Source organism: Winogradskyella eximia (genome assembly GCF_003386165.1).
Classification (GTDB): Bacteria; Bacteroidota; Bacteroidia; order Flavobacteriales; family Flavobacteriaceae; genus Winogradskyella; species Winogradskyella eximia.
On the sequence record NZ_QRDV01000004.1, the window covers coordinates 275,465 to 302,426 of the forward strand.

Below are 26,962 nucleotides of genomic sequence, written 5' to 3' on the forward strand. Positions count from 1 at the left end.
TTGTCTTGGTTTTCTGTTTTTAAACGAAAAAGCATTAGAGTTTGTTTAAATGCGACTATTTTTGAGAGGGAGCCTATTCTATATTTTTTAAAATTATAGTAAAGACTAATGTCTTTAGAATAGGAATTAAAATAGCTATTAATTCAAATTATTTTCCATTGAAATATATATTAATCTTATTATTTGTGTTTTTAGTCGGCAGTGAATCTGATGATGAAACTGTGACTTGGAATGCGTCTAAAAAACTGTCTTGGGCAGACTTTAAAGGTAGTCCAGACCTTGAGTCGGATGCAGTTGCCTTAACGGCTTCTGGTATTACATTTGGGTATGCAGTGAAAACATCTGGTGATCGAATTGTTCAATTTTCAACGACTGTAGAAACTCATTTTTATCCTAATAAATCTTGGTATTTAAAAGATAAAAGTAACGAGCATATTCTTGGGCATGAGCAGTTGCATTTTGATATTACTGAACTTTACGCGCGTATGTTTAGAGCGCAAATTTCTAAAGTTGAAGTGAATCAAAATGTAAAGAAACAGTTGAATAGATTACACGATCTAATTAATGTAGCTGTTAGCGAAACTCAAAAAAAGTACGACGAAGAAACACAACATTCTATAAATGCCGTAAAGCAAAGAGAATGGAATAACTTTATTGAAAAAGAATTGGCTAAATATGACCAATTTAAATCGCAATAATTAAAAATTACTTATCCATTTTTGTTATACTTACTTAAGTAAGACATTTTTTTCTCCTACAACTACACTTAGATAAATGGAATTAGACGGTACAGTTTTAATTGAGTTAGCACATTACAAAATGCCGTTTGGTAAGTATAAAGACCAGTATCTTATTGATATTCCTGAGTATTACTATATCTGGTTTCAGCAAAAAGGATTTCCTGAAGGTAAATTAGGTAGTATGATGAAACAGATGTGCGAAATTAAAATCAATGGTTTAGAAGAGTTGATCTATACCATTCGAAGAGATTTTAAGAAGTAAACACGTTTGGTTTAATCCTCTTTTTTCGTCATTTTAATTTTATTAGCGAATTCCGTTAATCTTTGCTAATGTTATTTTCCTAATTCTCAACATCACTTTTACTTATTTTTAATGATAGGATTTTGGATGTACTAAAATCATATTAAATAGTAGTTTTTGGAATTTAACATAACAAAAAGGAGGATTAATTCATGTGAATTACTCCTCCTTTTCAAAATCTTTTAATTTTAAAAATAATCTTCTATTGTTTTAGAGTTCTAAAGCTATGTTGTCCATTGTCAGTAACCAATTTAATAATGTAAGCACCAGAGGCTAGCATAGATAAATCTAATGAAAGTTGAGATGCATTAGTTTGTTTAGAATACACCTTTTGACCTACAAGATTGTAAATATTAACAGCTTTAATTTCAGAAGCATATTCTATATGCAACTCATTTTGAATTGGTGTCGGATATACAGATAAAGCATTGCGGTCAAACTGATTAACACTTAGTGTACCTATATTCAGCGTGAAATCTATTGCTTGTCCATAGCCAGGTTGAGCACTTCCGCCAAAAGGATTAAAAGAGATTGCGCATGGATCTACTATTGCTGGAGAACTAGGGTCTTGGTACGTTTTTGTAATTCTAATGCGAGTTGTACCTGTTGTTGCATCAGTTGGTACAGTGATGTCTAAACTTACAGAAGTTCCGTCACTTCCGTTAGTGTTGTTTAATGTGCCTACCGCATAAACTTCGTTGGCATCATCTAAAATAGCATTTTGATTCCAATCTATAAAAGCGACAATATCAGTATCAAAGTTACCGTAGGTGTTACCTGCTACTGTAATTGTATACATTTCATTTGGTACTACAGTTGCAATAATTGCAGTTTCATCAATTAATAAGGAAGTGGCATCAGTATTTGTAATACTAGCTGCATCAAAAATAATAGAAGTTATTTCTTCTACGACAGCACCAGAAGGTATATCGCAATAAGGACTAGGAAAAGGTTCAGGTGCTTCAATATTTACAGTGAAATCTAATGCTTGTCCATAACCAGGTTGAGCACTTCCGCCAAAAGGATTAAAAGAGATTGCGCATGGATTTACTATTGCTGGTGAATCTGGATCTTGATACGTTTTTGTAATTCTAATACGAGTTTCACCTAAAACAGCATCAGAAGGAACCGTAATGTTGGTGGTGACAGAAACTCCATCACTTCCTGTAGTATCGAACAATGTGCCAACGGCATAAATTTCGTTAGCATCGTCTAAAATGGAGTTTTGATTCCAATCTATAAATGCAACAATGTCTGTATCAAAGCTACCATAAGTATTACCTTCAACTGTAATTGCATACGTTTGGTTTTGAACAATACTTGTTATAGTTGCCGTTTCATCAATTAATACAGAACTAGAAACAGTGTTTGTAATAGTCGCGGTATTAAAATTAACGGATGTAATTTCTTCAATGGATGTGCCGTTGGCAATATCACAATATGGATTAGGAAACGTTTGTGCCTGTAAACCAAAAGTTAATAAGGCAATTGCTAGCGTAATTTTTTTCATATAGTTTAAGTTTTTGATTGACCATCAAGTTAATGTTTTAAAACTCAAAAAAACCTAAAGGATAGGCTTTTAACAGAAAACATTGTATCTGTTTTATACTAGAAAATTAAAAAATCAACAATCATATAGGTCATATGAGTTTCTATAATAATATCGTTTTTAGTCTAGGTTTAAAATAATCCTTTTGTGATTTCCCTTTAATTCAATAACCAGATATGGTCTAATTTCTTTCTTGGTAATAAATATCATTCTTAATGTTTTTAAAATGGATGTTTAAAACTGCAAGTGCCTTTTTTGCTCAATGAAGACTAAAGATTTATATGGTTGGTTGGAGTTTTTTTTATAAGGTAAGTGTGTTACAAAGTGAGTTAAATAAGCCCATGTAGTAATACCATTACCCTTTATAAGCTGAGTAAGTTCATCGTTTACGGGTGAATTATAACTTGGTTGCATTTAAAATGTCTATGAAGTTATAAAACAAAGCACCATAAAAGCTCTATTTTCAGTATACTAATGCGATAAAAAAAGAACATATTAACAAACCATAAACAAATAGGGAATAAGTCATTAAATTTCGTAATTTTGCCTGCGTTTAACAACGTATCATGACCACAAACCCTAAATATATTTTTGTAACAGGAGGCGTGTCTTCTTCTCTTGGAAAAGGCATTATAGCTGCATCTCTAGCTAAACTTCTACAAGCACAAGGTTACAGAATTACCATTCAGAAATTAGATCCATATATTAATATCGATCCAGGAACTTTAAATCCATACGAACATGGCGAATGTTATGTTACTGATGATGGTGCTGAAACCGATTTGGATTTAGGACATTACGAACGTTTTTTAAACGTGCCAACTTCTCAGGCTAATAACGTTACAACTGGTAGAATTTACCAAAGTGTTATAGATAAAGAAAGACGAGGTGAATTTCTAGGAAAAACAGTACAAGTTATTCCGCATATTACAGATGAGATTAAACGAAGAATTCAAATTCTAGGTAACTCTGGTGATTACGATATTGTAATTACTGAGATTGGAGGAACCGTTGGTGATATTGAGTCTTTACCATATATTGAAGCTGTTAGACAGTTAGAATGGGATTTAGGAGAACACAATACCTGTGTTATTCATTTAACATTAGTGCCTTATTTATCTGCTGCAGGCGAATTAAAAACCAAACCAACCCAACACAGTGTAAAAACATTGATGGAGAGTGGAGTACAAGCTGATATATTAGTTTGTAGAACAGAGCACAAACTTAACGAAGGCATAAAAACGAAGTTAGCACGTTTTTGTAATGTAAGAAAGGAAGCCGTTATAGAATCTATTGATGCCTCAACCATTTATGATGTACCAAACTTAATGTTAGAAGAAGGTTTGGATAAAGTGGTTTTAAATCAGTTGCAACTTAAAAGTGATGTGCCAGATTTAAAACGTTGGAACGAATTTTTAAAACGACATAAAAATCCTAAAAGCGAAGTTACAATTGGTTTAATAGGTAAATATGTAGAGCTTCAGGATTCTTATAAGTCTATTCTCGAAGCATTTATTCATGCAGGTGCAGAAAATGAAGTTAAGGTGATTGTAGAGCCAATTCATTCTGAATATTTATCTGAGAGTAACATAGAATTTAAACTCGGTCATTTAGATGGTGTTTTAGTAGCACCAGGATTTGGTGAGCGAGGTATAGAAGGTAAAATTGAAGCAGTACGTTTTGTAAGAGAGAATAACATTCCATTCTTAGGAATTTGTTTAGGAATGCAAATGGCAGTTATAGAATATGCGAGAAACGTCTTAAATCTTAAAGATGCAAATTCTGTAGAAATGGATGAGAACACATCAAATCCTGTAATCAATTTAATGGAATCTCAAAAAGATGTCGTTAATAAAGGCGGAACCATGCGTTTAGGAACTTGGGACTGTAAAATTGATAAAGATAGTATAGCCTATAAGGTTTATAAATCTGAATTAATCACTGAACGTCACAGACATCGTTTTGAATTTAATAGCGATTATAAAGCACAATTTGAAAATGCAGGTTTAAAGCCAACAGGTTTTAATCCAGAAACAGGTTTAGTAGAAATTGTTGAGATACCAGAGAATAACTGGTTTGTTGGTGTGCAATATCATCCTGAATATAAGAGTACAGTAAAAAAACCACATCCATTATTTGTGGCATTTGTAGCTGCAGCATTAAAATTTAAAAAGAAAAAATAATATAAAACTATGCCACTTTGGCGTAAATAGAATTTTGGATAACTATTTGAGTTATGCAAGTGTTACCATACAAGACCTGTTAGATTTTAAAAACCTGACAGGTCTAAAACTGAAAAACAAACATGGAAGAAAAGAAATTCGACATTAAATCTATAATAGGTTTTGTCCTCATATTCGGAATTTTGGTATTTATGATGTACCAAAATCAGCCAACACCAGAGGAACTTGAAGCACAGAAAAAAGCCGCTGAAGAAAAAGTAGAAGCAGAGAAGAAAGACATCCAGAAAGATGATACTTTAATTACAACTTCACAAGATTATGCTAGTTCACAAGTTTTAGATTCTACACAACTCGAAGTTGCAAAAGGTAAATTAGGAGCATTGTCTTATGCGTTAACCGTACCAGGAGAAGCTATTACAACTGTTAATACAGATGTTTTTGAACTTAAGTTTAATAGAAAAGGTGGTTATTTATCTGAAGTAAAGTTGAGGAATTTTGTAGATTATGATTCGCTTCCTATTTATTTGATTAAAGATGGTAACAGTGCTTTTAATATCACTTTTGGCACATCAGATAATCGTACGTTTAATACAAAAGATTTACCATTTCAACCTAGTGTATCTAAAAGCGGAGATAATACAGTAGTCTCTATGAAACTTAAAGTTTCTGAAACTGCATTTTTAGAATACCGTTACGAATTAAAGCCTCACGACTATATGATTGATTTTTCAGTTAAGTCTCAAGGTCTAAGTGGTGTGTTTAACTCGTCACAACCTTTAGTTCTAAACTGGGATTTAAAAGGATATCGTCATGCTAAGAGTATTAGCTATGAGAATAGATATACAGATATTCACTACGAACACGAAAACGGAAAACCAGATTATACAGGAGCTAGAGATGCTGATGAAAATTTAGAAGATGTTACCTGGATTGGTTACAAGCAACATTTCTTTACATCCGTTTTATTAACAGACAACGTTTTTAAAACGGCTAGCATAGATGTTAAAAATTTAGTTGAAGACGAAACTATTGATACCGTTTTTACTAAACAATTTTCTTCTAAAATACCTTTGGCTTATCAAGGTGGTGAAATTAACCAGCCAATGGATTTTTATTTTGGACCAAGTGATTTTAAGATATTAAATGATTACGGTAGAAATTTAGATGAAATTGTACCATTTGGTTGGGGCATTTTTGGTTGGATAAACCGTTACATTTTTATGCCATTATTTTCATTCTTAGGTAGTTTTCTACCTTATGGTATTGCTATTGTAGTCATGACTATTTTAACTAAAATAGTATTATCATTTGTGCAATACAAACAATTTTTGTCTCAGGCAAAAATGAAAATATTAAAGCCAGAATTAGATGCTGTTAGAGAAAAATATAAAGACAACAAGTTAAAAGCGCAACAAGAAACTATGGCTATACAGAGTAGAGCCGGAGCAAGTCCATTAAGTGGCTGTTTACCTGGTTTAATGCAAATTCCTGTATTTTATGCCTTGTTTCAATTTTTCCCATCGGCTTTCGATTTAAGACAGAAACCATTTTTGTGGGCAAAGGATTTAAGTTCTTATGATTCTATATTAGAATTACCATTTAATATTCCTTTTTATGGCAGTCATGTTAGTTTATTTCCAATTTTGGCAGCTATCGCTATTTTCTTTTATATGAAAATGACTACTGGTCAGCAAACAGCAATGCAAGGACCTCCACAAGAAGGTATGCCTGATATGGGAAAAATGATGAAGTATATGATTTACTTCTCACCATTATTAATGTTAGTATTCTTTAATAACTATGCTTCTGGATTAAGTTTATATTACTTCATTTCCAACCTAATTAGTATTGGTATTATGTTAGTGATTAAAAACTACATTATCGATGAAGATAAAGTACTTGCTAAGATAGAAGTGAGTAAAACTAAGCCTAAGAAACAAAACAAGTTTCAAAAGAAAATGGCTGAAATGATGGAGCAAGCAGAGGCACAAAAGCAAGCCCAGCAAAAAGGTAAAAAGAAATAATTTTATATAATCTATATAATTTAGCCTTAACATTTATGTTGAGGCTTTTTTATGTCCTAATTTTAAGTCATGAAAATTGATATTTGTAATAAAGAAGATATTAAGGCTATTGTAGATGGTCTTAATGCCTATAATTTAGAGAAGGTTTCAGCATTATCTTCTATTTGGACTCCTTTAGAATTTAATATAAAGAATAATAACGATGTAGTTGTTGGAGGTGTATTGGCAGGAATAAACTATTGGAATGGATTAGAGATTAAAATTCTTTGGGTGGAAGAAAACTACAGACAACAAGGGTTTGGTTCCGCTTTATTAAGTCATTTAGAGCATGAAGCAAAAATATGAGGAGCTTCAATGGCCATGGTAGATACTTTCGATTTTCAAGCAGAAGGCTTTTATTTAAAACATAATTACGAAGTTATTGGTGAATTAAAAGGGTTTCCAAAACATCATAAACGTATTTACTTCTCTAAAGTCTTATAATAATAAAAGCCCAAACCTTAGGTTTGAGCTTTTACATACTAACTATCAATCAACTTAAAATAAGGTAATCAACCTCTTTTTATTTTTATAGTTCTGGTAAAATTACTGTATCAATAGCATGTACAACACCATTAATAGCTTGGATATCTACTAAACCTGCTGATGCCAAAATTTCACTATCTCTACTGTTATCATCAGTAATAGTAGTACCATTAAGAGTTAAGTCTCCACCTAAAGTTGGTATAACTCCATTAAGCGCACCTAAACCTGATGATTGAACATTACTCGATGCTACAACATGATAAGTTAACACTGAGTTTACTAAAGCTGGATCTAAATCTGCTAAAGCTGTATTACCTGTGTCATCTAGCTCTAACAATAGATTTTCGAAAGCTGTATTTGTTGGTGCAAACACTGTAAAAGGTGCTAAGGTTTGATTCTCTGTACCTGAAACTGTATTTATCCAATTCACTGTAGGTGTACCTGAATCAGCCAATTGCAATGCTGCAACTAAATTTGATAATGCCGGATTTGAGGTTGCAAATGTTGCAATAGTTGGTAACCCAATCACTTCATCAACAATATGGACTATACCATTTGAAGCCATGTTATCTGCATTGTCAACTGTAGAGACACCGTTTAAAACTACACCACTTGTTGTATTAAAGTATAAGCTCAAATTTTCTCCATTTGGTCCTGTTGCACCTGTGTTAGTGTAGCCAGAACCAGCATTTACTAAAGCCGTAGAATTAACAGTTTCACCTATAATCACATGATTTAATAAAATGTTTCTTACTAATGCCTCTTCTTCTGTAGATAAATTGTCTAAATCTAATCCAGTGGCTGCTAATAAATCTGCAAATGCTTCATTTGACGGTGCAAATACAGTAAAAGGTCCGCTACCTTGTAACGTAGTTACTAAATCAGTTGCTTGTAATGCTGCGGCTAAAGAAGTTAAATTGTTTGCTAGAGCAACGTCAACAACCGTTGTTGGTACTGTTGTTCCATTGTCGTCATCATCACTACAAGAAGTAAAACCTATAACCATTAGAAATACTACAAGTAATTTGAAGTTTTGTGAAATAATTTTCATTGTTTTGAGTTTTTAAATTGTTCAACATTCAAACCTTACTGGTTTGTTTAACAAAAATACAATATGATTAAACAAAATAATTATATCCTTTTTATTTTAACAGTATTTTTAACAACTGGTTATGCTCAAAAATCTGTTAATCAATTTGATAAAGACGGCAAACGTCACGGTATATGGACTAAAAACTACCATAAGACTGACCAAAAACGTTACGAAGGAAACTTTGTTCATGGTAAAGAGGTCGATTCATTTAAATATTACACCTTATCTTCAGGTAAAAGCGTGCTGAGCGCAGTAAAAGTCTTCAATAAGAACGATAGTATTGCAGATGTTACCTTTTTGGCTTCGACTAAAAAAGTAATTAGTAAAGGACGAATGAATGGCAAACGTTTTATTGGAGAATGGGTTTTTTATCATAAAAATTCTTCAGATAAAATGATTGTTGAACATTATAATGATGAAGGCTTATTAGAAGGAGAACGTTTTGTGTATTTTAAGAATGGAAAGGTAGCTGAGAGTGCTAACTATAAAAATGGCATGCTTCATGGCGAATCAAAGTGGTATTCAGAGGAAGACGTATTGTTAAGACATGCCAATTATAAAAACGACGATTTAGACGGTATTACCATTCATTATGATGCTGAAGGCCATATTACTTCTGAGGGTAATTATATTAAAAGTCAGAAAAAAGGCATTTGGAAATATTATAAAGGAGGCGAACTCACAAAAAAAATAGATCATACTACACAAGAAGTCCTATATAAGAAAGAATAGCATAAAACTATGCTGGTAATAGAATTTCAGAATGGCAATCTTAATAGGATTGCCTTTTTTATTTTGTAATTTTGCCGAAGTTTTTCGAACTAATTATGAAACTAATAGAGGTGTGATTGGGTTTGAACAAATTCGTCACTTCGAGTGAAATTCATTTTTTTGAATTTTGTATCGACAAGCAATTAAAGTTATGAAGGTTCTCGATACAGTTCTGATAAAGAAATCAGAATCACGCGAACTGACTTTCAGATAATAAGAGATTAATTAATATGAAAAGAGTCATTGTAGGACTTTCAGGAGGAGTAGATTCTAGTGTTGCAGCTTATCTTTTAAAAGAGCAAGGCTATGAGGTTATTGGTCTGTTTATGAAAAATTGGCACGATGATTCCGTGACCATTTCAGATGAATGTCCTTGGTTAGAGGATAGCAATGATGCCATGTTGGTTGCAGATAAATTGGGTATTCCTTTTCAAACGGTAGATTTAAGCGTGCAATACAAAGAGCGTATTGTAGATTATATGTTTAATGAATACGAAAAAGGACGGACACCAAATCCTGATGTACTTTGTAATCGCGAAATAAAGTTTGATGTCTTTATGGACATCGCTTTAGAATTAGGTGCAGATTACGTAGCAACTGGTCATTATTGCAGAAAGGGAACTATTGAAAAAGATGGAAAAGAAATCCATCAGTTGTTAGCTGGTGCTGACGATAATAAAGACCAATCTTATTTTCTTTGTCAATTGTCTCAACAGCAATTAGCAAAAGCATTATTTCCTATTGGCGAATTACAAAAACCAGAGGTTAGAGAAATCGCTAAAGCGCAAGATTTAATTACGGCCGAAAAGAAGGATTCTCAAGGTTTGTGTTTTATTGGTAAAGTAAGATTGCCAGAATTTTTACAACAACAATTAAAACCAAAAGAAGGTGATATTGTTGAAGTTGATTCTGAGTTTGAAATTTACAATAACCAATTGCCTCAATTCGATTCCAAAGAGAATGAATTAGAATTTTTGTCTAAAAAACCAACATATCATTTAACAGATGGAAAAGTAGTTGGTAAACATCAAGGTGCACACTATTTTACCAAAGGTCAAAGAAAAGGTTTAGGTGTTGGAGGAACAGTAGAACCTTTGTTTGTTATAGATACAGATGTAAAAGACAATATTATATATACAGGTCAAGGTAAAGAACATCCTGGTTTGTACAGAAATGTCTTGTTTGTGACTAACGAAGAATTGCATTGGGTTCGCCAAGATTTAGCAATAAACGAAGGAGAAACCATGTCTGTAATGGCAAGAATTAGATATAGACAAAATTTAGAAAAAGCAACTTTACATAAAGTAGCGTCTGGTTTATATGTTGAGTTTAAGCATAAACAATCTGCAATTACTGAAGGTCAGTTTGTAGCTTGGTATATAGAAGATGAGTTATTAGGTTCAGGAGTAATTTCTTAACTTGCAATTGACGTTTTAATTGAGTTAATTTTATTTCAATATTTTAAAACTTGAAAGGTTTAGTTTCTTTTACTGACTAAAACTTTAAACCCAAATAATCAAATCCATGAAAAGCATTTTTACATTATTACTCTTATTTCTTGTAATTGGAAAAGGTTTTGCTCAAGAAGATGCATGGGTTTATCTCACGGACAAATCTAACGTTGCCGCTTCAATTGCTAATCCTATTAGTATTCTTTCTCAAAAAGCCATTGATAGAAAGCAAAATCATAATGTTGCTATTGACGAACGTGATGTGCCTGTTAATGAAACTTATATTTCAGATTTAAAACTTCAAACTGGGATTACAGTAATGGCAAAGTCTAAGTGGTTTAACGCTATTCATGTGAGAGGAACAGAAGAAGATATTAATGCTTTATCGAATCTAAATTATGTTGACAGTATTGATTTTGCCAATCAAAGTTTAAATACAGCATCAAGAAGCGCTTCCAATTTGAATAAATGGGAAGTTGAAAATGAAACTATCGCATTTACTTATGGAGATACACAAAACCAGGTAGAAATGATTAATGCAGACAATTTGCATATAGCAGATTTTACAGGCGAAGGTATTACCATTGCTGTTATGGATGCTGGTTTTCCAAACGTAAATACGATGTCTGCGTTTCAACGTTTAAGAGATAATAGTGATTTATTGAATGGTTATGATTTTGTAGATAGAAACCCAGATGTGTATGCATTTACTGGTAATAATCATGGTACAAAAGTGTTGAGTACTATGGCCGCATTTGTGCAAGATCAATATGTGGGTACAGCGCCAGATGCTTCTTATTATTTGTTTAGAACGGAAGATTCTGGCAGTGAAAATCCGGTAGAAGAAAGTTATTGGGTAGAAGCTGCTGAACGTGCAGATAGTTTAGGTGTAGATTTGATTAATACGTCTTTAGGCTACCAAACATTTGATAATCCTACTTACGACTATACACCTGCAGATATGAACGGACAAGTCACCTATATCACTAAAGGTGCTTCCATAGCAGCCGAGAAAGGTATTTTAGTAGTTGTTAGTGCAGGGAATTCTGGAGCAACGAGTTGGCAAACCGTTGGTGCACCTGCAGATTCACCAAATGTATTAAGTATTGGAGCTGTAAATGCAGATGGCAATTATGTGACATTTAGTTCGCAAGGCAGTGCTGCCCAAGTTGGTTATCAAAAACCAGATGTAGTTGCTAGAGGAGGAGCGGCTTATGTTATAGATGAATTCGGTGGAATTGTGCAGAATAATGGCACATCGTTTAGTGGACCAATTATGTGTGGTGGTATTGCGTCTTTATGGCAAGCATTACCAGATGCTTTACCAACTGAAATCATGGATTTTGTTAGACAATCAGCTTCGCAATATACAACACCAGATGATTTTTTAGGCTATGGCATTCCAGACTTGGATTTAGCGAGAAGCAATGCACTGTCTTTAGATGAAATGGAAATTGAGGCTTTTAGTTTTTATCCAAATCCAGTAGCGACAAAGCTTAATATTGAAATACCTTCTACAGAAAATGAATTAAAAGTCTCTATTTATAATCAATTAGGACAAGAAGTGATGCATCAATTGGTAACCGAAGCTTCAAACTATATTAATGTTTCAAATTTAGCTTCAGGCATTTATATCATTAAATTATCTACTACAAATAATTCAAAAACTTATAAGTTCATTAAAAGTTCTAATTAAGAATAAACCTCAGTTCAAGTGATTTTGAGTCACAAGAAATCATATCGAGAACCATTTAGAATTGAAACGCTTATTCTCGATACAAATTACTTTCATTTCATTCGTGTAATTCACTCGAATTGACGCGTTTCAGAGAATAATCTGTGTTCTTATTTAATAACTTAATGTATAATTCGTTTATAAATGTAATGTCAGTTCGAGTGATTTCGAAGCATGAGAAATTGTATCGAGAACAGAGTGGACTAAAATTATCCTCATTTTCAATCGTGAAATTCACTTGAATTGCCGAAATTTATACTCTATTAGAACAGATATAATTTCGAAACATGGCAAATAGAATCACATCACTTTTCAATATAAAATATCCAATTATCCAAGCAGGAATGATTTGGAATAGCGGCTGGAAACTAGCTTCGGCAGCAAGTAACTCAGGTATCTTAGGCTTAATTGGAGCAGGATCAATGTATCCTGATGTATTGCGAGAGCATATTCAAAAATGTAAATCAGCAACAGATCAACCTTTTGGTGTCAACGTGCCAATGCTATATCCAAATGTTCAAGAAATAATGGATATTATTGTTGAGGAAGGTGTGAAAGTAGTTTTTACTTCTGCCGGAAATCCTAAGACATGGACCAAATGGTTGCAAGAGAAAGGGATTATAGTAGTACATGTAGTGAGTAGTGTGAAATTCGCATTAAAAGCACAAGATGCAGGTGTTGATGCTATTGTAGCAGAAGGTTTTGAGGCAGGAGGACATAACGGAAGAGATGAAACGACTACATTAACCTTAATACCTATGGTAAAAGAACAACTTCAAATTCCGTTAATAGCAGCAGGAGGTATTGCCACAGGTAAAGCTATGTTAGCTTGTATGATTTTGGGAGCAGATGGTGTACAGGTTGGTAGCCGATTTGTAGCCAGTGAAGAATCTTCAGCGCACCAAGCTTTTAAGCAAGTGGTTGTTGATGCTAAAGAAGGAGATACGCAATTAACCTTAAAAGAATTAGCACCTGTGAGATTGGTGAAAAACAAATTCTACAACGAATTACAAGAACTCTATAAAACAAGTCCAACACCAGAACAACTTAAAGAATTATTAGGAAGAGCTAGAGCCAAACGAGGTATGTTTGAGGGCGACTTAGAAGATGGAGAATTAGAGATTGGGCAAATAGCAGGTTTAATACACGATGTGAAACCAGTTTCGAAGATTGTAGAAGATATGGTCGCGGAATTTGAAGAAGCTAAGCAGCATGTTAGTGTATTATGATGTGTTTTTAGAAGCTAATAATTAACACTTATGCCATCCTTTTAAAGTTCTTATTTTTCTATATTTTTTTGATAAAAAAGGTAAATTTGCGTAGACTGATTTAAGGCTACGAAAGAATGAATTTAACCATTGAAAATATATTACTAGTAGGCTCTCTATTACTTTTTATAAGTATCATAGTTGGTAAGACGTCTTATAGATTTGGGGTTCCAACTTTATTGCTCTTTTTAGCTATAGGAATGTTAGCAGGTTCCGATGGTATTGGAGGTATCCGTTTTGACGATCCTAAGTTAGCACAGTTTATTGGTATCGTTTCTCTTAACTTTATTTTGTTTTCAGGAGGTTTAGATACAAGCTTTAAAGCTGTAAAACCTATTCTTAGAGAAGGTCTCATGCTTTCAACATTAGGTGTTTTACTAACAGCTGTTTCTTTAGGTACATTTGTTTGGTTTGTTACAGATTTCACTATTTATGAAAGCATGTTGTTAGGTTCAATTGTGTCTTCAACAGATGCAGCTGCTGTCTTTTCTATTTTACGTTCAAAAAATTTAGCTTTAAAGAACAATTTAAGGCCAACATTAGAGCTAGAGAGTGGAAGTAACGATCCCATGGCTTATGTGTTAACCTTAGCCTTTTTGACTTTAGTTATTAACCAAGACTTGAGTGTTTGGTCAATTATTCCTTTGTTTTTTCAACAAATGATTGTTGGTGGTATTGCTGGTTTCGCATTTGGAAAATTGAGTAAAATAATTATCAATAAAATAAAACTCGGTTTCGAGGGGCTTTATCCCGTTTTAGTTATTGCATTAATGTTTATTACGTTTTCGGCCACAGATTTTGTTGGAGGAAATGGGTTTCTTGCCATTTACATATGTTCGGTTTATTTAGGGAATCAAGATTTAATACATAAGTCTACAATTTTAAAAATGTTTGATGGTATCGCTTGGTTAATGCAGATTGTACTATTCCTTACGTTAGGCTTACTAGTATTTCCATCTCAAATTATTCCATATATGGGTATTGGATTGCTCATTTCAATATTCCTAATTGTTGTTGCAAGACCTTTAAGTGTTTTTATAAGTTTAATGTTTTTTAAAATGAAACTTAGAAGACGATTCTATATTTCTTGGGTTGGGTTGCGTGGAGCTGTTCCAATTGTATTTGCTACGTATCCATTGTTAGCAGGTATTGAAAAAGCGAATATGATTTTTAATATTGTATTTTTTATTTCTGTGACTTCTGTTTTAATTCAAGGAACAACCTTATCGATTTTCGCAAAATGGTTAAATGTCGCTTTACCAGAAGAAGTAAAACCCATTACTGAAAATGATAGATATATTCTTAATTTACCAAAATCGGCAATGGAAGAAATTACAATACCAGCTCGTAGCTTTGCGGTTGATAAACGAATTATAGATTTACATTTTCCTAAATCAGCATTTATTGTAATGATTAAGCGTAATGGTAAGTTTGTGCGTCCAGGTGGCTCTACCATTATTGAAGTTGATGATACATTAGTACTGCTTTTAGATAATGAAGATAGTTTAGGCGAGGTAAATGAAATTTTATCGAATACGACAATAGCTTAATTTAAAATATAACTTGTAGTTTACGTTTGTTGAATTTATCTTTTAATTATATTCTATAAACTAACTCCAATCTACTATTTTTGTATCGAATCATAAATAAACAATCACATGATGAAAAAAATAATAGTTTTGTTTCTAGTGCTTTATGGTTTTTACTCTTGCGAAAATCATATAGGTGATGAAGAGTTTGAGAAAATTAATTGGAAAGCCAGACAAGCCACTATTCATAATGCAGATTCCTTAGAAATTGGAACATCTTATTTATCGGTTTATTCTCAAATTTATAGTTATTCTCAGCATAAAACTTACAATCTTACGGCTATGGTAAGTTTGAGAAATACGAGTGTAACTGATAGTATATATTTATATAATGTGGATTATTACGATACTCATGGGACATTATTAAAATCCTACATTAAAAACCCTGTTTTTTTAGCACCTATGGAGACTTTAGATATTGTTATTAATGAAGCAGATATTACTGGTGGTACAGGTTCTAATTTTATTTTTCATTGGAAAACGCCAAAGAATTGCTCAGAACCAATTTTTGAAGGTGTTATGACTTCTACTGCAGGACAGCAAGGATTATCCTTTATAACACAAGCAAAACGAATTCGCTAAATGGCAGAAATTTTAACCAGTATCTTTTTTTTGCAGTAATTGATCCTATTGGTACTGTACCTGTTTTCTTAGAAGAACAAAAGAGTTTGATGCAAAGTTTAAAAAGAAAATAGCATTGAGAGCATCTGGTGTTTCTTTCTTAATTTTACTTTTCTTTATTGTTATTGGTCAACTCATTTTAGAAGGCATGGAAGTGTCATATTTCAGATAATAAACATGTAATTATTTTTTCCTGTGGCAATTCCTTCCATTGCATCACTAGGAGCAATTATGACTGCGGTATTACAAATAGATAATCATATTTATAGTATTAATCAGCAACTATTTACAACGTTTTTAGTTTTGGTAGTTATTAGCATAACAAGTTTAATTTTATTAGCAGCATACGGAGTTCAAAATATCTTATCCAGAATTTCAGATTATTTTGCGAAATAATTTAATCATAGCAAATTTTATAGCATAAATATTATTTTTTAGATTTTGATAATATTCCTACTAAACGTTTATATACATTCGAGTTTATGAAAATGGTATAATAATTTTAGTGTAAATGTAGGTTTTGGTGGTGCTTTTTTTTTTTTGGAAACAACGTGGCTAAGAAAGCTGCGTTAAATTTTGGAGTACATCATAAGTTTTTGATTACGGTCACTTCTCAGATATGTCATTTTTTGTTTCACAATTTTAAATAACCAAAAAACGTCAATACAAAAGTAGTATTGACGTTTTAGATAATATATCTTTCTGTTTTTATTGTTTGATAAACTTCTGAGTAAACACTTTTCCGTCAGACTCTAAACGCAAAATATAATTGCCTGTACTTAAGTTTGAAACATCAATAGAATGTTGTTCTAATTTTAAGTTCATTATACGTTTTCCTTCTATATTGAAAACTGTAGCAATTTTTCCAATTAAGTTGATAGGGCTATTAATGTTTATAATATTATCAACTGGATTAGGATGAATAGAAATGCTTTTTAACGTTTCATCGTTAACACTTAATGTTTGTCCTTCAACAATTACATGATGTGTATTAATTGCAGGATTTGTTACATTATCAATAGAGCCAGATGGCCAATAAATAACAATATTAGTGATTGCATCATCTGTTCCGATTCCAAAGTGAGTATTTAAAGAACTCATAAATCGGAATCCTTCACCACTACGTACATCTCGAATTTGAATACCAGAAGCAGTATGAACTTCTACTCTTGCACCAATACCGTTAATATTACTGGCCACTCCAGTTGTGGTAATTTTAACCCAGTTATTACTGTTAGTATCATTTGTAAATAATTCATTGCCAGAAATAGCATCAATAAACCCGTCGTTATTTATATCTCCAAAAGAACCATTGTTTCCTGGTAAAATATTTTCATAGAGTGCAAATGTCATATCTCCATTTCCAAATAGAATATTTCCGTGAGAAACAATATCTAAATTTCCATCGTTGTCAAAATCGTGGGTACAGTTTTCAATTCCTGTAGATGTTAAATCTAAAACGCCTGATGCACTAGTTACGTCAACAAATACACCAGCACCATCATTTCTTAATATTTTAGAAACACCAGAACTAGCACCAATATATAGATCCATGTCACCATCATTGTCATAATCTCCCCAAGCTGAAGACCAAGTTTGCATGCCGTCATCTAGCCCTTGAGCAGGTGCAGTATCTGTATAAGTTCCGTCACCATTATTTGTAAATAGTTGATTGATTGGTCCACCACCACATTTTGCAATAAACATGTCGATATCGCGATCATTATCATAATCAATCCAAACTGATCCATAATTTCCTCTTACAAGACCTAATCCACCTTGTCCATATGTTAAATTTCCACTACCATCATTCATATAATAAACGTTGGCATCAACATCATGACATACAAAAGCATCGAGATGACCATCGTTATTAATGTCAGCAAAGTTAGAACGTTGAGAGAATACGTATTCTCCTCCAGAGGTTTGATCAAATCCTGTTCCTGTGGCATTGGCTTTCATAAAAGTAACACCATTCCCTCCTCCGTATAATAAATCTGTAAATCCATTTCTATCAAAATCGGCAGCAGCCAAACTCCAAGAGGGTGTGTTCTGCGCATTAGATGTCGTTATGTTCGTTGCTGTACCACTTAATCCACCACTTGTTTGCTGATAGAAGATATTTACATTGCTAGCACTAATAGAAACAACATCGTCTAAAAAATCACCATTCATATCTACCGTAGCTCTTTGTGTACCTGTTACGCCAACATAAGATGATGTAAATGTTGCAGGAGCAGGTGGTACTAATGTCGAGAATGTTAAAGGTCCACCCCAAAGACTAGTATCTTGTCCACAAATTGAGCGAACATATACTTCATATACTCTTCCAGGTTCTAAGGTTGTTAAGTTCACATTAGTTGTACTAACAGTAGTTCCTGTTCCTGTTGGGATTCCTGTTCCAGCTAGTTGTACAATATATTCCCAATCACTTTCTCCGTTGTTTGCTGTCCAAGAAATAGTTGCTAAAGTTTGTGTAATATCAGTAGCTAAAATACTTGATGGTGCAATACAAAAAGATCCACAAGTTTCTACTCGCACATAGTCAATAGACATATCTCCTGCAATACCTGTACCTGTTCCTGTATGACTAAATTCTAAATAAATTACTTGTCCAACATAAGCATCTAAATTAACGCCAACAGCAACCCAAGCTTCATTTTCACTTGTCTGTAATTCTCCAGAATGCGTAAAAATGTTTGTAAAAGCACCACTTATCGATGTTCCAATGTTTATATTTAAAGTTCCCATATCCTCTCCATAAGCATGCATATAGAAAGATAGTTCTGCGCCATCTGTTGCTGTTGTTAAATCTATTGCAGGACTTATTGCAGATGCTGTATCTGTTGCATTTCCAGATGCTTCATAATTCATAAAGTTTGAACCACTAAATGCATTGTTTGGACCAGTATTAGCAGATGTTGATCCGTTAGGAATTTCCCAACTTCCGTTTCCATTGTTTAAATCTCCTGTCCAACCAGAACCGAGATTAAACTCTTCTGTAAAAATAAAACTTGAAGTTCCTGAAGCACAAGTAACACCAACTGGTCCTGGAGGAGGACAATTACTTTGTGTTATTGAGCTACTATTTAGAGAGCAATTAACATCTTGATCATTTTGAATATTGAAAACAATATCCGTAGCGTTTGCATAGGGTCCGAATTGAACTATACCTGCGGTATTTAATGCTTGTGTAGGACTTGATTGATTATCAGAAATTGTTAAAGAAGTCGCAGTTCCAAGGTCAGAAACATTGACATCTACTAAAAATCCACCACTTGTGGCACAATCATCTATAATTGTGTAAGTTGCTGAAGCGTTTGAGCATGTTGCACAGTTGACATCGAAATCCCACTGTACATAATTATTATCAGTACAGTTAATTGTAAAATCAGAATCTATTGAAACCGTAATCGTATCTCCAGTAGACTGAAAAGTAAGACCAGTTAGATCTCCGTTATTTCCATAACCGTTATATAATTCGGTTCCGTCTGTATTTAACACAATTAATTCGTCATAAGCATTTTCTACTCGTCCAGCATTGAATGTCACCAATAAATCTGATCCATCTGAACTCACAAAAACGAAACTTGTAGTATCGTAATTAGAATAACAATAGGTTGTATTTACGGCACCTACAGAACAATCTACTGTAGTTTGTGCACCCGTAAAATAACAGGATACAAGTAAGACTAGTAAAAGTGTAATTTTTTTCATTGAGTTAGTTTTTTTTACACTATGAAATCGAAAGGCTTCGCTACATAATATTGGTTATTGTTAATCGCATTCGGTTGTTAATCCATCAATCCATTCACCTATAAGTGTAACGGCTTCTTCGTGGATAATAGTCCTGCCTAATAAAGGCATTCTGTATTCTTGTGCTGCTGTATTTAATCTAAAATACATTATAGAACGTTCTTTTATAGATGGTGTTACAATATTGGTCATTCCAGGAATTGCGGTATTCGGTTCTACGCATAGACCTAAATTAATTTCGTTAGCAGTATCACTAAAAGCAAAACGCATTGGCCTGTAATCGCAATATGATAAGTCTGAATGACAATGTGCACAATTGATATCAACATAGGAGCGTACTCGTAAATCTATTAGTTGTGTTTCATCGCTCCAATTTACAACAGTATGTATTTCTTCAGGCAAATTATCTTCTAAATAGCCTTCTGTAATTAATTTGTCTAATTGATTTTGAGTACCATCAGCATATAAATATAAGCTATTTAAATTTTGTGGTTTAACACCAATAGGAACAGAATTAGATCCACTCTTATGGCAAGTAATGCATTCTAAACCTGAAGGTATTCGATAATTAATACTTTTAGCAACACCATTTTCTATAAAATCTATATCAGTAAATGAACCTTCAAGACTAAAGGTTGCTTCTGTTTGATCATCATTCCAGATATAATCTGCAAAATGCCAATCATTTTCCTTTTTTAACATTAAACGCGTTTCTACAATACGTGTAGTGTTGTCAGGTTGCACATTATTGTAATAGAATGATTTGATAAGAATTGTTCCAACAGGAAAATCAATATGTATATTATCTGCGACATAATTCGCTCTTACATCACTTGGCATCCAAATAAAGCGTTTCTTTTTGGCATAATCGGTGAACAGAGTAGAAATTGGTTCATATGGAATGACTCCAAATACGGGATCTTGCGCTTTCATTTCTCCTTCAAAAAAATTATATTCTGAGAGTGTATTGAAAGGAAAAGCGTCCAAATCTAATACAACAGTTGAAACAGAATCGTAGTCATCGTCACTGCGAGAATCGTTATCATTTGTGCAAGAAAGTAGCACTATAGAAATTAGAGCTAGACTAGTAAATATATGTAGTTTTTTGATAGTGATTTTTTGTTTTAAGCACTAATATAAAAAATAGTTATTATTAATATTGATTCTTAGTGTGTTGTTATTATATATAAAACAATTTTGTTTGCTTTATCCCTACCTATTGGTTCGTTTTATTTCTAGATGGTTTAAATATTTTTTTCATGAAGTGGCGTTTATAAGTCAAAAGAATAAATTAAGGAGTTACCAACCGTTAGTAACGAGTGAAGATTTCATGAGGATTTATTAAAAATACTCAAACCAAAACCGCTACTTTTGCGCTATGGTTTTAAGTAATTACACTAAAGAATTTAAATATAATCTTAAACTCGCATCACCAGTGATGTTGGGCATGCTTGGTCATACCTTTGTGAGTTTTGTAGATAACGTAATGGTCGGTCAGTTGGGAGCGGCAGAATTGGCAGCTGTGTCTTTAGGCAATAGCTTTATTTTTATTGCTATGTCTATTGGGATTGGTTTTTCTACAGCCATAACACCTTTAGTGGCTGAAGCAGATACAGAGAATAATTTTGAAAAAGGAAAGTCGGTTTTTAAACATGGGCTTTTTCTTTGTACGGTTTTAGGTCTAATTCTATTTGGGATTCTGCTTTTCGCAAAACCCTTAATGTATATTATGGATCAGCCAAAAGAAGTGGTAGATTTAGCGATTCCGTATTTAGATTTAGTGGCTTTTTCCTTAGTGCCTTTAATCGTTTTTCAAGCATTTAAACAATTTAGTGACGGGTTGTCTTTAACTAAATACCCTATGTACGCTACTATTGTAGCCAATTTACTTAATGTAGCGATTAACTATGTGTTGATTTTTGGGAAATTTGGTTTTCCTGAAATGGGAATTGTTGGTGCTGCTGTAGGAACTTTAGTTTCTCGTTTTGTAATGGTCGCTTATTTGTGGTGGTTATTGGCTAAACGCGAAAAGTCAAAAGCTTACGTAACCAATATTAAAATCTTTCAGTTAAAAAAGCATCCACTAAGAAAGCTAAGTAATTTAGGTTTGCCAAGTGCTATGCAAATGTTTTTTGAAGTGGGTATTTTTACTGCGGCCATTTGGTTGAGTGGTACTTTAGGAGCTAATGCACAAGCCGCTAACCAGATTGCATTAAATTTATCATCTATGACGTTTATGGTGGCCACAGGTTTAAGTGTGGCAGCTATGGTAAGAGTTGGTAATCAAAAAGGATTAAATGATTTTAAAGCCTTAAAACGTATTGCAGAATCTATATTTATGGTCGGATTTATTTTTGCTGTAATTTTTGCCTTATTCTTTGTGGTATTCCATCAGTTTTTACCAAACATGTATGTGGATTTAAATGATCCTGAAAATGCAATAGATACAGCAGAAGTAGTACAAATTGCAGCAACTTTATTATTAGCAGCAGCTGTTTTTCAAATTAGTGATAGCTTACAAGTGATTGCTCTTGGTGCATTACGTGGACTTCAAGATGTAAAAATACCAACAGTAATTACATTTGTTTCGTATTGGGTTGTTGGTTTTCCTATTAGTTATTATCTAGGAAAAGCAGAGGTTTACGGAAGTTTTGGGATTTGGATTGGACTTATTGCAGGTTTAAGTGTCGCAGCAATTTTGTTATTTATAAGGTTTAATCTTTTGACTAAGAAACTAATCGCTAAATCATCTAATTAATTATAAAATCTCTTTTTTTCGATAGTGTAATATTAGAGTTAGAGCTCATTCAAAATCTATATATTTGCAACTTAATATTGAAAAGCTCAGGATTTTCAAAATTCAAATTTAAAAAATAATGGAATTACCAAAATTTATACTAGGCGACAATACAGATTATCCAGACGCTATATTTATTATTCATACAGAATTTCCTCGTTTTATTATTAACCTTGAAAATGATGAAGTAGAATGGTTTGAAGAATTTGATCAGCACGATGAGAAAGAATTAGAGTCGGAAACTGAAAACTATATTCAACAAGCAACTGATTTCTACGATAGAGAAATTGCTAGATACGACGATTAATGCTAGACCAATTAATACAATACGATCAAGAGCTTTTTTTATACCTTAATAATCTTGGTTCTGAAAATTGGGATAATTTATGGTTGATAATTACCAATAAGTTGTCTTCAATACCTTTATATCTTGTATTGTTCTTCTTAATTTATAAAAAATTGGGTTGGAAAGGCTTATTATTGATGGTTTTTGTAACAGCAGCAATGATTACGTTTACCGACCAAATCACCAACCTTTTTAAGTATGGTGTTCAAAGACCAAGGCCTTGTAGAGCAGAGGGTGTAATGGATTTTACCCGCTTTATAGCGCCACGTTGTGGTAGGTATGGTTTTTTCTCGGGTCATGCTTCTAACTCAATGGCTGTGGCCATTTTTGCGGGTTTACTTCTAAAACCATATTATAAAAACTTAATATTTATATTGCTTGTTTGGAGTTCAATAGTGGCTTATAGTCGTATTTATGTAGGTGTTCATTATCCTTTAGATATCCTATGTGGTGCTACATTTGGAATGTTATCTGGCTATGGGTTTTTTAAACTATACCTCTATCTTCATAAAAGATATATATCGTAATTTTTATTTTCTAGTCAATATATAAAGCTTATTCACCAATCGCGATTTATAATCATTATCAGAAAAATTTAAATCGTAAGTAGCAGAAAACTCAATCGTATAGAGTTTGGCGAGTTCGTCAATAGCTTCAGGTTGTGAAGTTGATGTTAGTAGTCTAAATTGTTTTTCTTTAGGTAATATAATGCCTTCTTTAGTTTTAATTCTTGGAATTTTGTTTCCATAATTATAGATGGCCTCAGGTGAAACACCATCTAGCGTATAAAGCGTTATGTTATCTGATGTCAATTCAGAAAGTGGTTTATAATTTTCTTGTGGTTGCATTTTTGCTAAGGGTAAGCCTAATAAACCAATACTAAGCATAAATACAATGACAAGGTAAAATGTAGATTTTATGTTTTTCGCTTTGAGATGTTTAAAAATGAAAAATCCTAAAACAGCTAAAACAATACTTAAAACTATAAATCTTGCTAAATATATACCTGATAATGGTCCTAAATAAAATCCTGAAATCCAAAATAAGATAGCAATACAGCTTATTAATCCAAATTGAAAATACACAGGAATCGTTTCTTTTCTATCTTTTAAATTCTTGAATTCACGAATTAAATATTCAATATAAAATCCAGTATTAAATGCTAATGGAATAAGAACAGGCATCAAATAGCGCGATTTCTTTTCAGGAATAACTGATAATAGAATCACAGCTATAATGGTCCAAAAGAAAGTAAATCTATAAGCTTTTAAGTTTGAAACTCTAGTTTTAAGATAAGGGTATATTAAACTGATAAAAGCAGGAATTGTCCATAATCCACTTTGCACAAAGAAGCTCCAATAATAATAAAAAGGACGTACATGATAACTATGCCAATTTGAGGTTTCACGTTCTGCAATGGCTGTAAAGGTTTCAGGGTCTGCAACTCTAACATGCAGATACCACCAGGCTCCTAATACAATTCCGAAAACCAAAAGACTAAATATTTTTAAAAAATAAAGTATTCCTCCTTTAAATTTAAAAGCGATACCATAAGCAATAACAAAGGGTAAGAATAATACATAAAGAGACACTGGACCTTTTGATAGTACTGAACCTGCCAAACATAGTACAAAGAGTAAACTTCTTATCAATGTTGTTTTTTCGGTTTTAAACATCATAAAAAGTTGATAGATAGCCATAAGCATAAAGCCGTGCGTATAAATATCCCAAGGAGCTTCAATTGTAATACCTATTATATAAAAAGACGTTAGGGCAATAAAACCATTAATTAGGCTGTGCGATTTTTTTAACTCTAATTTTTTAGATAATACATAAACTAAAATGCCAATAAGAGCTACAAATAGAAGTGCTGGCCAACGCAAAGCTAAAACAGAGGTTATGCCAAATACGTATCCAAAACCAGCAGTTATCCAAGTTGGTAATGGTGGTTTTTCATAACGCGCTTCGCCATTCATGGTTGTTAAAATCCAATTGTTATCAGTAAGCATTTCTCTTGCAGAAATAAAATTTCGAGCTTCCATTATAGTTACAGGAATAGCATCAATGGTAAAACCAAGCATTACAATTACAAAAAGTAAAAGACTTAGTTTAGGATGTTTTTCAATGATTTTAATCATTAGTATGTCTAATTAAATAAGCATTACGAGCATAAATCACCATTCCGAATAAGTGACCTAAAAATAGCACAGGGTCTTTTCTAATAATAGCATAAGTTAATATTAAACTGGCTCCTATTAAACTTAAAACCCAAAATCCCATAGGTAAAGTAGATGCTTTATTGCGTTCTGCATGAACCCATTGGTATACAAAACGTAAGGTGAAAATAACTTGTGCCACAATCCCTAATACCAATAACCATGTTGGAATATCTGCATTTTGAAATAGTAGTTCCACATCTATTTTATTGTTGTTGTAATAAAATACCACAATAAGAATGGGTACAACAAATAATAAATATTGGACAATTTTTGGGAATTTTTGCCACTGACCTTGTAATTGTAAATTTCGGATGTAGATGAAATAGGTTAAACTCTGACCTAGCATTATAGCGAAGTCTAAGCGTAAATAGCCATAAATAAATAATAAAAAAGAAGCGATTAAGCTAAGCGTCCAAAAGGTTTTTGGAGTAATAACTTTACGTTGTTTTTCTGAAGCTAGCCATTGAATGATAAGCCGAGAAGAAAATAATATCTGAGCTAAAAATCCGATGCTGTAAATAATCCAGTCTTTCAAATTAGAGGTTTTGTTTACTCGATTTTTCGACCTCGTAATTAATATACTTTTTCTTCATCCATAAATAGGCAAAACAATCCATCAAAGGACCTAGCAATCTATTCCACACTCCAAATTTTGCAGTACCAGCCACTCTAGGAAAATGTTGCACAGTAATTTGTGTCACACGTCCATTTTGTAGCATAATCATAGCAGGTAAAAAGCGATGTAAGCCTCTAAACATAGGAATGCGTTTAGCGTAGTCTGTTCTTATAACTTTGAGCGGACAGCCAGTATCGTCCATACCATCATGTGTAAAAGCACGTCTTATACCATTGGCAATTTTAGACGACATGTTTTTTACAAACGAATCTTTTCGGTTAGAGCGTACTCCTGTCACTAATTCATATGAGTCAATATGTTCTAAAAGAATATTAAAATCTTCTGGAGTAGTTTGCAAATCAGAATCAATATAACCTACTAATTCCGAATCTACGTGATCAAATCCCGCTTTTATGGCAGCACTTAAACCTTTATTATTTTTAAAAAGGATGTATTCAAATGCGTCATTGCGTTTACAAATAGATTCAATTAATGCTTGACTATTATCACTAGAACCATCATTTACAAAGAGTACAGAAGTTGTAACCGTTGCAATATTAAGATATTTTAAAAGCTCTGTTTCTACACGTTCTAAATTATCTTCCTCATTATAAACCGGAACTATTATCGTAAACTTATACGTCATTAGTTTTTTGTCTTACAGGTCTCAAAAGTGTTATTTTTCTGAATTTAACAGATTAATGAATTTTCTAGTTTACAATAGAAACTCTAAACCATTAAGGTTTTGCTGTTGAGTATTCTTTTATAGGCACTTCAATAAATGTATTATCCCAAGCCATAGTAAGCTTTAAGTTTCCTGTTTTATTATCAAAAGCAATTGTAAACTGCTCAACAGTTTCATCTAATTTTTGAGTTGGTACAACGAGCTCTACCGCATCGTAATTAGGATCCCACATGGGTTCCATTTTTTCATTAACTCCCCAATCATATTGTTTGGAATTAAACATTACTTTCCAATTATCTTTCATGGGTACGGTCCAAATGGTATATTTTCCTTTTTTCAATTTTATGCCATCAATTAAAAGATCATAGTTGGTCTCAAAAGTGGTCGCTTCATTTGCGCCAGTTCTCCATACTTTATCAAAAGGTACAAGTGCACCAAAAATATCACGATCGCGTTTAGAAGGCCTATTGTATTCCACTTTTAATTTGAGATGATTTAATGTGGTTTCAACAGAATCCTTCGGACTTAAGCGTTGTGAGAAAATATTTTCTACAAATACTGAATATAAAAGTAAGCCCAGTGCCACAATAGACAAGACGATCAGGAGGCGTTTTAGCATAGTTGTTAATCTTAATATATTAGAGTTGTGCCAAACTTAGGCATTCAAGATTTAAAGATAATTCAAATCCTTAA

Annotated in this window: 24 protein-coding genes; 16 read left to right on the forward strand and 8 right to left on the reverse strand. The window is 32.8% G+C overall.

The window, feature by feature from the left end:
• Window positions 1-158: 158 nt before the first annotated feature.
• Window positions 159-698, forward strand: a complete 540-nt coding sequence (locus DFQ10_RS10945; RefSeq protein WP_147299210.1) for a DUF922 domain-containing protein — start codon at window positions 159-161, stop codon at window positions 696-698.
• 76 nt (window positions 699-774) lie between these two features.
• On the forward strand, window positions 775-1,002 hold the full coding sequence (locus DFQ10_RS10950) for a DUF3820 family protein (RefSeq protein ID WP_115817457.1): 228 nt from the start codon (window positions 775-777) through the stop codon (window positions 1,000-1,002).
• A gap of 241 nt (window positions 1,003-1,243) precedes the next feature.
• Here DFQ10_RS10950 and DFQ10_RS10955 read toward each other — a convergent pair whose 3' ends face one another.
• Window positions 1,244-2,551, reverse strand: coding sequence for a T9SS type A sorting domain-containing protein (locus DFQ10_RS10955; protein WP_115817458.1), 1,308 nt, complete (start codon window positions 2,549-2,551; stop codon window positions 1,244-1,246).
• Between the two features lie 605 nt (window positions 2,552-3,156).
• Here DFQ10_RS10955 and DFQ10_RS10965 point away from each other — a divergent pair.
• The 4 genes from DFQ10_RS10965 (at window position 3,157) to DFQ10_RS18755 (ending at window position 7,280) form a co-directional block, all read left to right on the forward strand.
• Window positions 3,157-4,773, forward strand: a complete 1,617-nt coding sequence (locus tag DFQ10_RS10965; RefSeq protein WP_115817460.1) for a CTP synthase — start codon at window positions 3,157-3,159, stop codon at window positions 4,771-4,773.
• Window positions 4,774-4,895: 122 nt separating this feature from the next.
• On the forward strand, window positions 4,896-6,797 hold the full coding sequence (gene yidC / locus DFQ10_RS10970; protein ID WP_115817461.1) for a membrane protein insertase YidC: 1,902 nt from the start codon (window positions 4,896-4,898) through the stop codon (window positions 6,795-6,797).
• Window positions 6,798-6,866: 69 nt separating this feature from the next.
• Window positions 6,867-7,142, forward strand: coding sequence for a GNAT family N-acetyltransferase (locus tag DFQ10_RS10975; protein ID WP_220352462.1), 276 nt, complete (start codon window positions 6,867-6,869; stop codon window positions 7,140-7,142).
• Between the two features lie 9 nt (window positions 7,143-7,151).
• Window positions 7,152-7,280, forward strand: a complete 129-nt coding sequence (locus DFQ10_RS18755) for a hypothetical protein (RefSeq protein ID WP_262510804.1) — start codon at window positions 7,152-7,154, stop codon at window positions 7,278-7,280.
• Between the two features lie 85 nt (window positions 7,281-7,365).
• Here DFQ10_RS18755 and DFQ10_RS10980 read toward each other — a convergent pair whose 3' ends face one another.
• Window positions 7,366-8,373, reverse strand: a complete 1,008-nt coding sequence (locus DFQ10_RS10980) for a fasciclin domain-containing protein (protein ID WP_115817462.1) — start codon at window positions 8,371-8,373, stop codon at window positions 7,366-7,368.
• 63 nt (window positions 8,374-8,436) lie between these two features.
• On the opposite strand from DFQ10_RS10980, the gene DFQ10_RS10985 reads away from it, so the two are divergent.
• From DFQ10_RS10985 to DFQ10_RS18790, 7 genes are all read left to right on the forward strand, one after another.
• Complete coding sequence (locus DFQ10_RS10985; RefSeq protein ID WP_115817463.1) at window positions 8,437-9,147, forward strand: toxin-antitoxin system YwqK family antitoxin; 711 nt, start codon at window positions 8,437-8,439, stop codon at window positions 9,145-9,147.
• A 269-nt stretch (window positions 9,148-9,416) separates the two neighbouring features.
• Window positions 9,417-10,604: a tRNA 2-thiouridine(34) synthase MnmA gene (mnmA, locus tag DFQ10_RS10990; protein WP_115817464.1), complete on the forward strand. Its 1,188-nt coding sequence runs from the start codon at window positions 9,417-9,419 to the stop codon at window positions 10,602-10,604.
• A 106-nt stretch (window positions 10,605-10,710) separates the two neighbouring features.
• Entirely contained in the window at window positions 10,711-12,333 is a 1,623-nt protein-coding gene (locus DFQ10_RS10995; RefSeq protein WP_115817465.1) for a S8 family serine peptidase, read from the forward strand.
• 326 nt (window positions 12,334-12,659) lie between these two features.
• A complete protein-coding gene (locus tag DFQ10_RS11000) occupies window positions 12,660-13,601 on the forward strand; it encodes an NAD(P)H-dependent flavin oxidoreductase (protein WP_115817466.1) in 942 nt (313 codons plus the stop codon).
• Between the two features lie 116 nt (window positions 13,602-13,717).
• The gene (locus DFQ10_RS11005; protein ID WP_115817467.1) at window positions 13,718-15,190 is read left to right on the forward strand and encodes a potassium/proton antiporter; all 1,473 of its coding nucleotides are present in this window, start codon (window positions 13,718-13,720) and stop codon (window positions 15,188-15,190) included.
• Window positions 15,191-15,298: 108 nt separating this feature from the next.
• Window positions 15,299-15,811 carry a DUF3124 domain-containing protein gene (locus DFQ10_RS11010; protein WP_245940690.1) on the forward strand — a complete coding sequence of 171 codons (513 nt, stop codon included), beginning with the start codon at window positions 15,299-15,301 and terminating at the stop codon, window positions 15,809-15,811.
• Window positions 15,812-15,926: 115 nt separating this feature from the next.
• A complete protein-coding gene (locus DFQ10_RS18790) occupies window positions 15,927-16,022 on the forward strand; it encodes a hypothetical protein (RefSeq protein WP_394347247.1) in 96 nt (31 codons plus the stop codon).
• Between the two features lie 536 nt (window positions 16,023-16,558).
• Here DFQ10_RS18790 and DFQ10_RS11020 read toward each other — a convergent pair.
• Together DFQ10_RS11020 and DFQ10_RS11025 are read right to left on the reverse strand one after the other, a co-directional pair.
• On the reverse strand, window positions 16,559-19,567 hold the full coding sequence (locus tag DFQ10_RS11020; protein WP_115817469.1) for an FG-GAP-like repeat-containing protein: 3,009 nt from the start codon (window positions 19,565-19,567) through the stop codon (window positions 16,559-16,561).
• Window positions 19,568-19,627: 60 nt separating this feature from the next.
• Complete coding sequence (locus tag DFQ10_RS11025; protein WP_245940692.1) at window positions 19,628-20,671, reverse strand: hypothetical protein; 1,044 nt, start codon at window positions 20,669-20,671, stop codon at window positions 19,628-19,630.
• 313 nt (window positions 20,672-20,984) lie between these two features.
• On the opposite strand from DFQ10_RS11025, the gene DFQ10_RS11030 reads away from it, so the two are divergent.
• The 3 genes from DFQ10_RS11030 to DFQ10_RS11040 all read left to right on the forward strand — a co-directional run bounded on the left by DFQ10_RS11030 (window position 20,985) and on the right by DFQ10_RS11040 (window position 23,276).
• Complete coding sequence (locus tag DFQ10_RS11030; RefSeq protein ID WP_115817471.1) at window positions 20,985-22,364, forward strand: MATE family efflux transporter; 1,380 nt, start codon at window positions 20,985-20,987, stop codon at window positions 22,362-22,364.
• Window positions 22,365-22,482: 118 nt separating this feature from the next.
• Complete coding sequence (locus DFQ10_RS11035) at window positions 22,483-22,710, forward strand: hypothetical protein (RefSeq protein WP_115817472.1); 228 nt, start codon at window positions 22,483-22,485, stop codon at window positions 22,708-22,710.
• The gene (locus DFQ10_RS11040) at window positions 22,710-23,276 is read left to right on the forward strand and encodes a phosphatase PAP2 family protein (protein WP_115817473.1); all 567 of its coding nucleotides are present in this window, start codon (window positions 22,710-22,712) and stop codon (window positions 23,274-23,276) included. The genes DFQ10_RS11035 and DFQ10_RS11040 overlap by 1 nt, the downstream gene beginning before the upstream one ends.
• Before the next feature lie 3 nt (window positions 23,277-23,279).
• On the opposite strand, the gene DFQ10_RS11045 is transcribed toward DFQ10_RS11040, so the two are convergent.
• The 4 genes from DFQ10_RS11045 to DFQ10_RS11060 form a co-directional block, all read right to left on the reverse strand.
• Window positions 23,280-24,887, reverse strand: a complete 1,608-nt coding sequence (locus DFQ10_RS11045; protein ID WP_115817474.1) for an ArnT family glycosyltransferase — start codon at window positions 24,885-24,887, stop codon at window positions 23,280-23,282.
• Window positions 24,880-25,503, reverse strand: a complete 624-nt coding sequence (locus tag DFQ10_RS11050) for a lipid-A-disaccharide synthase N-terminal domain-containing protein (RefSeq protein WP_115817475.1) — start codon at window positions 25,501-25,503, stop codon at window positions 24,880-24,882. The genes DFQ10_RS11045 and DFQ10_RS11050 overlap by 8 nt, the downstream gene beginning before the upstream one ends.
• 1 nt (window position 25,504) lies before the next feature.
• Window positions 25,505-26,230, reverse strand: coding sequence for a glycosyltransferase (locus DFQ10_RS11055; protein ID WP_115817476.1), 726 nt, complete (start codon window positions 26,228-26,230; stop codon window positions 25,505-25,507).
• Window positions 26,231-26,321: 91 nt separating this feature from the next.
• Window positions 26,322-26,888: a DUF2911 domain-containing protein gene (locus DFQ10_RS11060; protein ID WP_181897624.1), complete on the reverse strand. Its 567-nt coding sequence runs from the start codon at window positions 26,886-26,888 to the stop codon at window positions 26,322-26,324.
• Window positions 26,889-26,962: the final 74 nt, after the last annotated feature.

Coding starts and splice junctions, on each gene's coding strand:
- DFQ10_RS10965 (WP_115817460.1), top strand. CDS start 3,157: ATGACCACAAACCCTAAATATATTTTTGTAACAGGAGGCGTGTCTTCT.
- DFQ10_RS10975 (WP_220352462.1), top strand. CDS start 6,867: ATGAAAATTGATATTTGTAATAAAGAAGATATTAAGGCTATTGTAGAT.
- mnmA (WP_115817464.1), top strand. CDS start 9,417: ATGAAAAGAGTCATTGTAGGACTTTCAGGAGGAGTAGATTCTAGTGTT.
- DFQ10_RS11055 (WP_115817476.1), bottom strand. CDS start 26,230: ATGACGTATAAGTTTACGATAATAGTTCCGGTTTATAATGAGGAAGAT.
- DFQ10_RS18755 (WP_262510804.1), top strand. CDS start 7,152: ATGGCCATGGTAGATACTTTCGATTTTCAAGCAGAAGGCTTTTATTTA.
- DFQ10_RS10985 (WP_115817463.1), top strand. CDS start 8,437: ATGATTAAACAAAATAATTATATCCTTTTTATTTTAACAGTATTTTTA.
- DFQ10_RS11040 (WP_115817473.1), top strand. CDS start 22,710: ATGCTAGACCAATTAATACAATACGATCAAGAGCTTTTTTTATACCTT.
- DFQ10_RS11060 (WP_181897624.1), bottom strand. CDS start 26,888: ATGCTAAAACGCCTCCTGATCGTCTTGTCTATTGTGGCACTGGGCTTA.
- DFQ10_RS11045 (WP_115817474.1), bottom strand. CDS start 24,887: ATGATTAAAATCATTGAAAAACATCCTAAACTAAGTCTTTTACTTTTT.
- DFQ10_RS11005 (WP_115817467.1), top strand. CDS start 13,718: ATGAATTTAACCATTGAAAATATATTACTAGTAGGCTCTCTATTACTT.
- DFQ10_RS10995 (WP_115817465.1), top strand. CDS start 10,711: ATGAAAAGCATTTTTACATTATTACTCTTATTTCTTGTAATTGGAAAA.
- DFQ10_RS11035 (WP_115817472.1), top strand. CDS start 22,483: ATGGAATTACCAAAATTTATACTAGGCGACAATACAGATTATCCAGAC.
- DFQ10_RS11010 (WP_245940690.1), top strand. CDS start 15,299: ATGATGAAAAAAATAATAGTTTTGTTTCTAGTGCTTTATGGTTTTTAC.
- DFQ10_RS10980 (WP_115817462.1), bottom strand. CDS start 8,373: ATGAAAATTATTTCACAAAACTTCAAATTACTTGTAGTATTTCTAATG.
- DFQ10_RS11020 (WP_115817469.1), bottom strand. CDS start 19,567: ATGAAAAAAATTACACTTTTACTAGTCTTACTTGTATCCTGTTATTTT.
- DFQ10_RS11030 (WP_115817471.1), top strand. CDS start 20,985: ATGGTTTTAAGTAATTACACTAAAGAATTTAAATATAATCTTAAACTC.
- yidC (WP_115817461.1), top strand. CDS start 4,896: ATGGAAGAAAAGAAATTCGACATTAAATCTATAATAGGTTTTGTCCTC.
- DFQ10_RS10955 (WP_115817458.1), bottom strand. CDS start 2,551: ATGAAAAAAATTACGCTAGCAATTGCCTTATTAACTTTTGGTTTACAG.
- DFQ10_RS10950 (WP_115817457.1), top strand. CDS start 775: ATGGAATTAGACGGTACAGTTTTAATTGAGTTAGCACATTACAAAATG.
- DFQ10_RS11000 (WP_115817466.1), top strand. CDS start 12,660: ATGGCAAATAGAATCACATCACTTTTCAATATAAAATATCCAATTATC.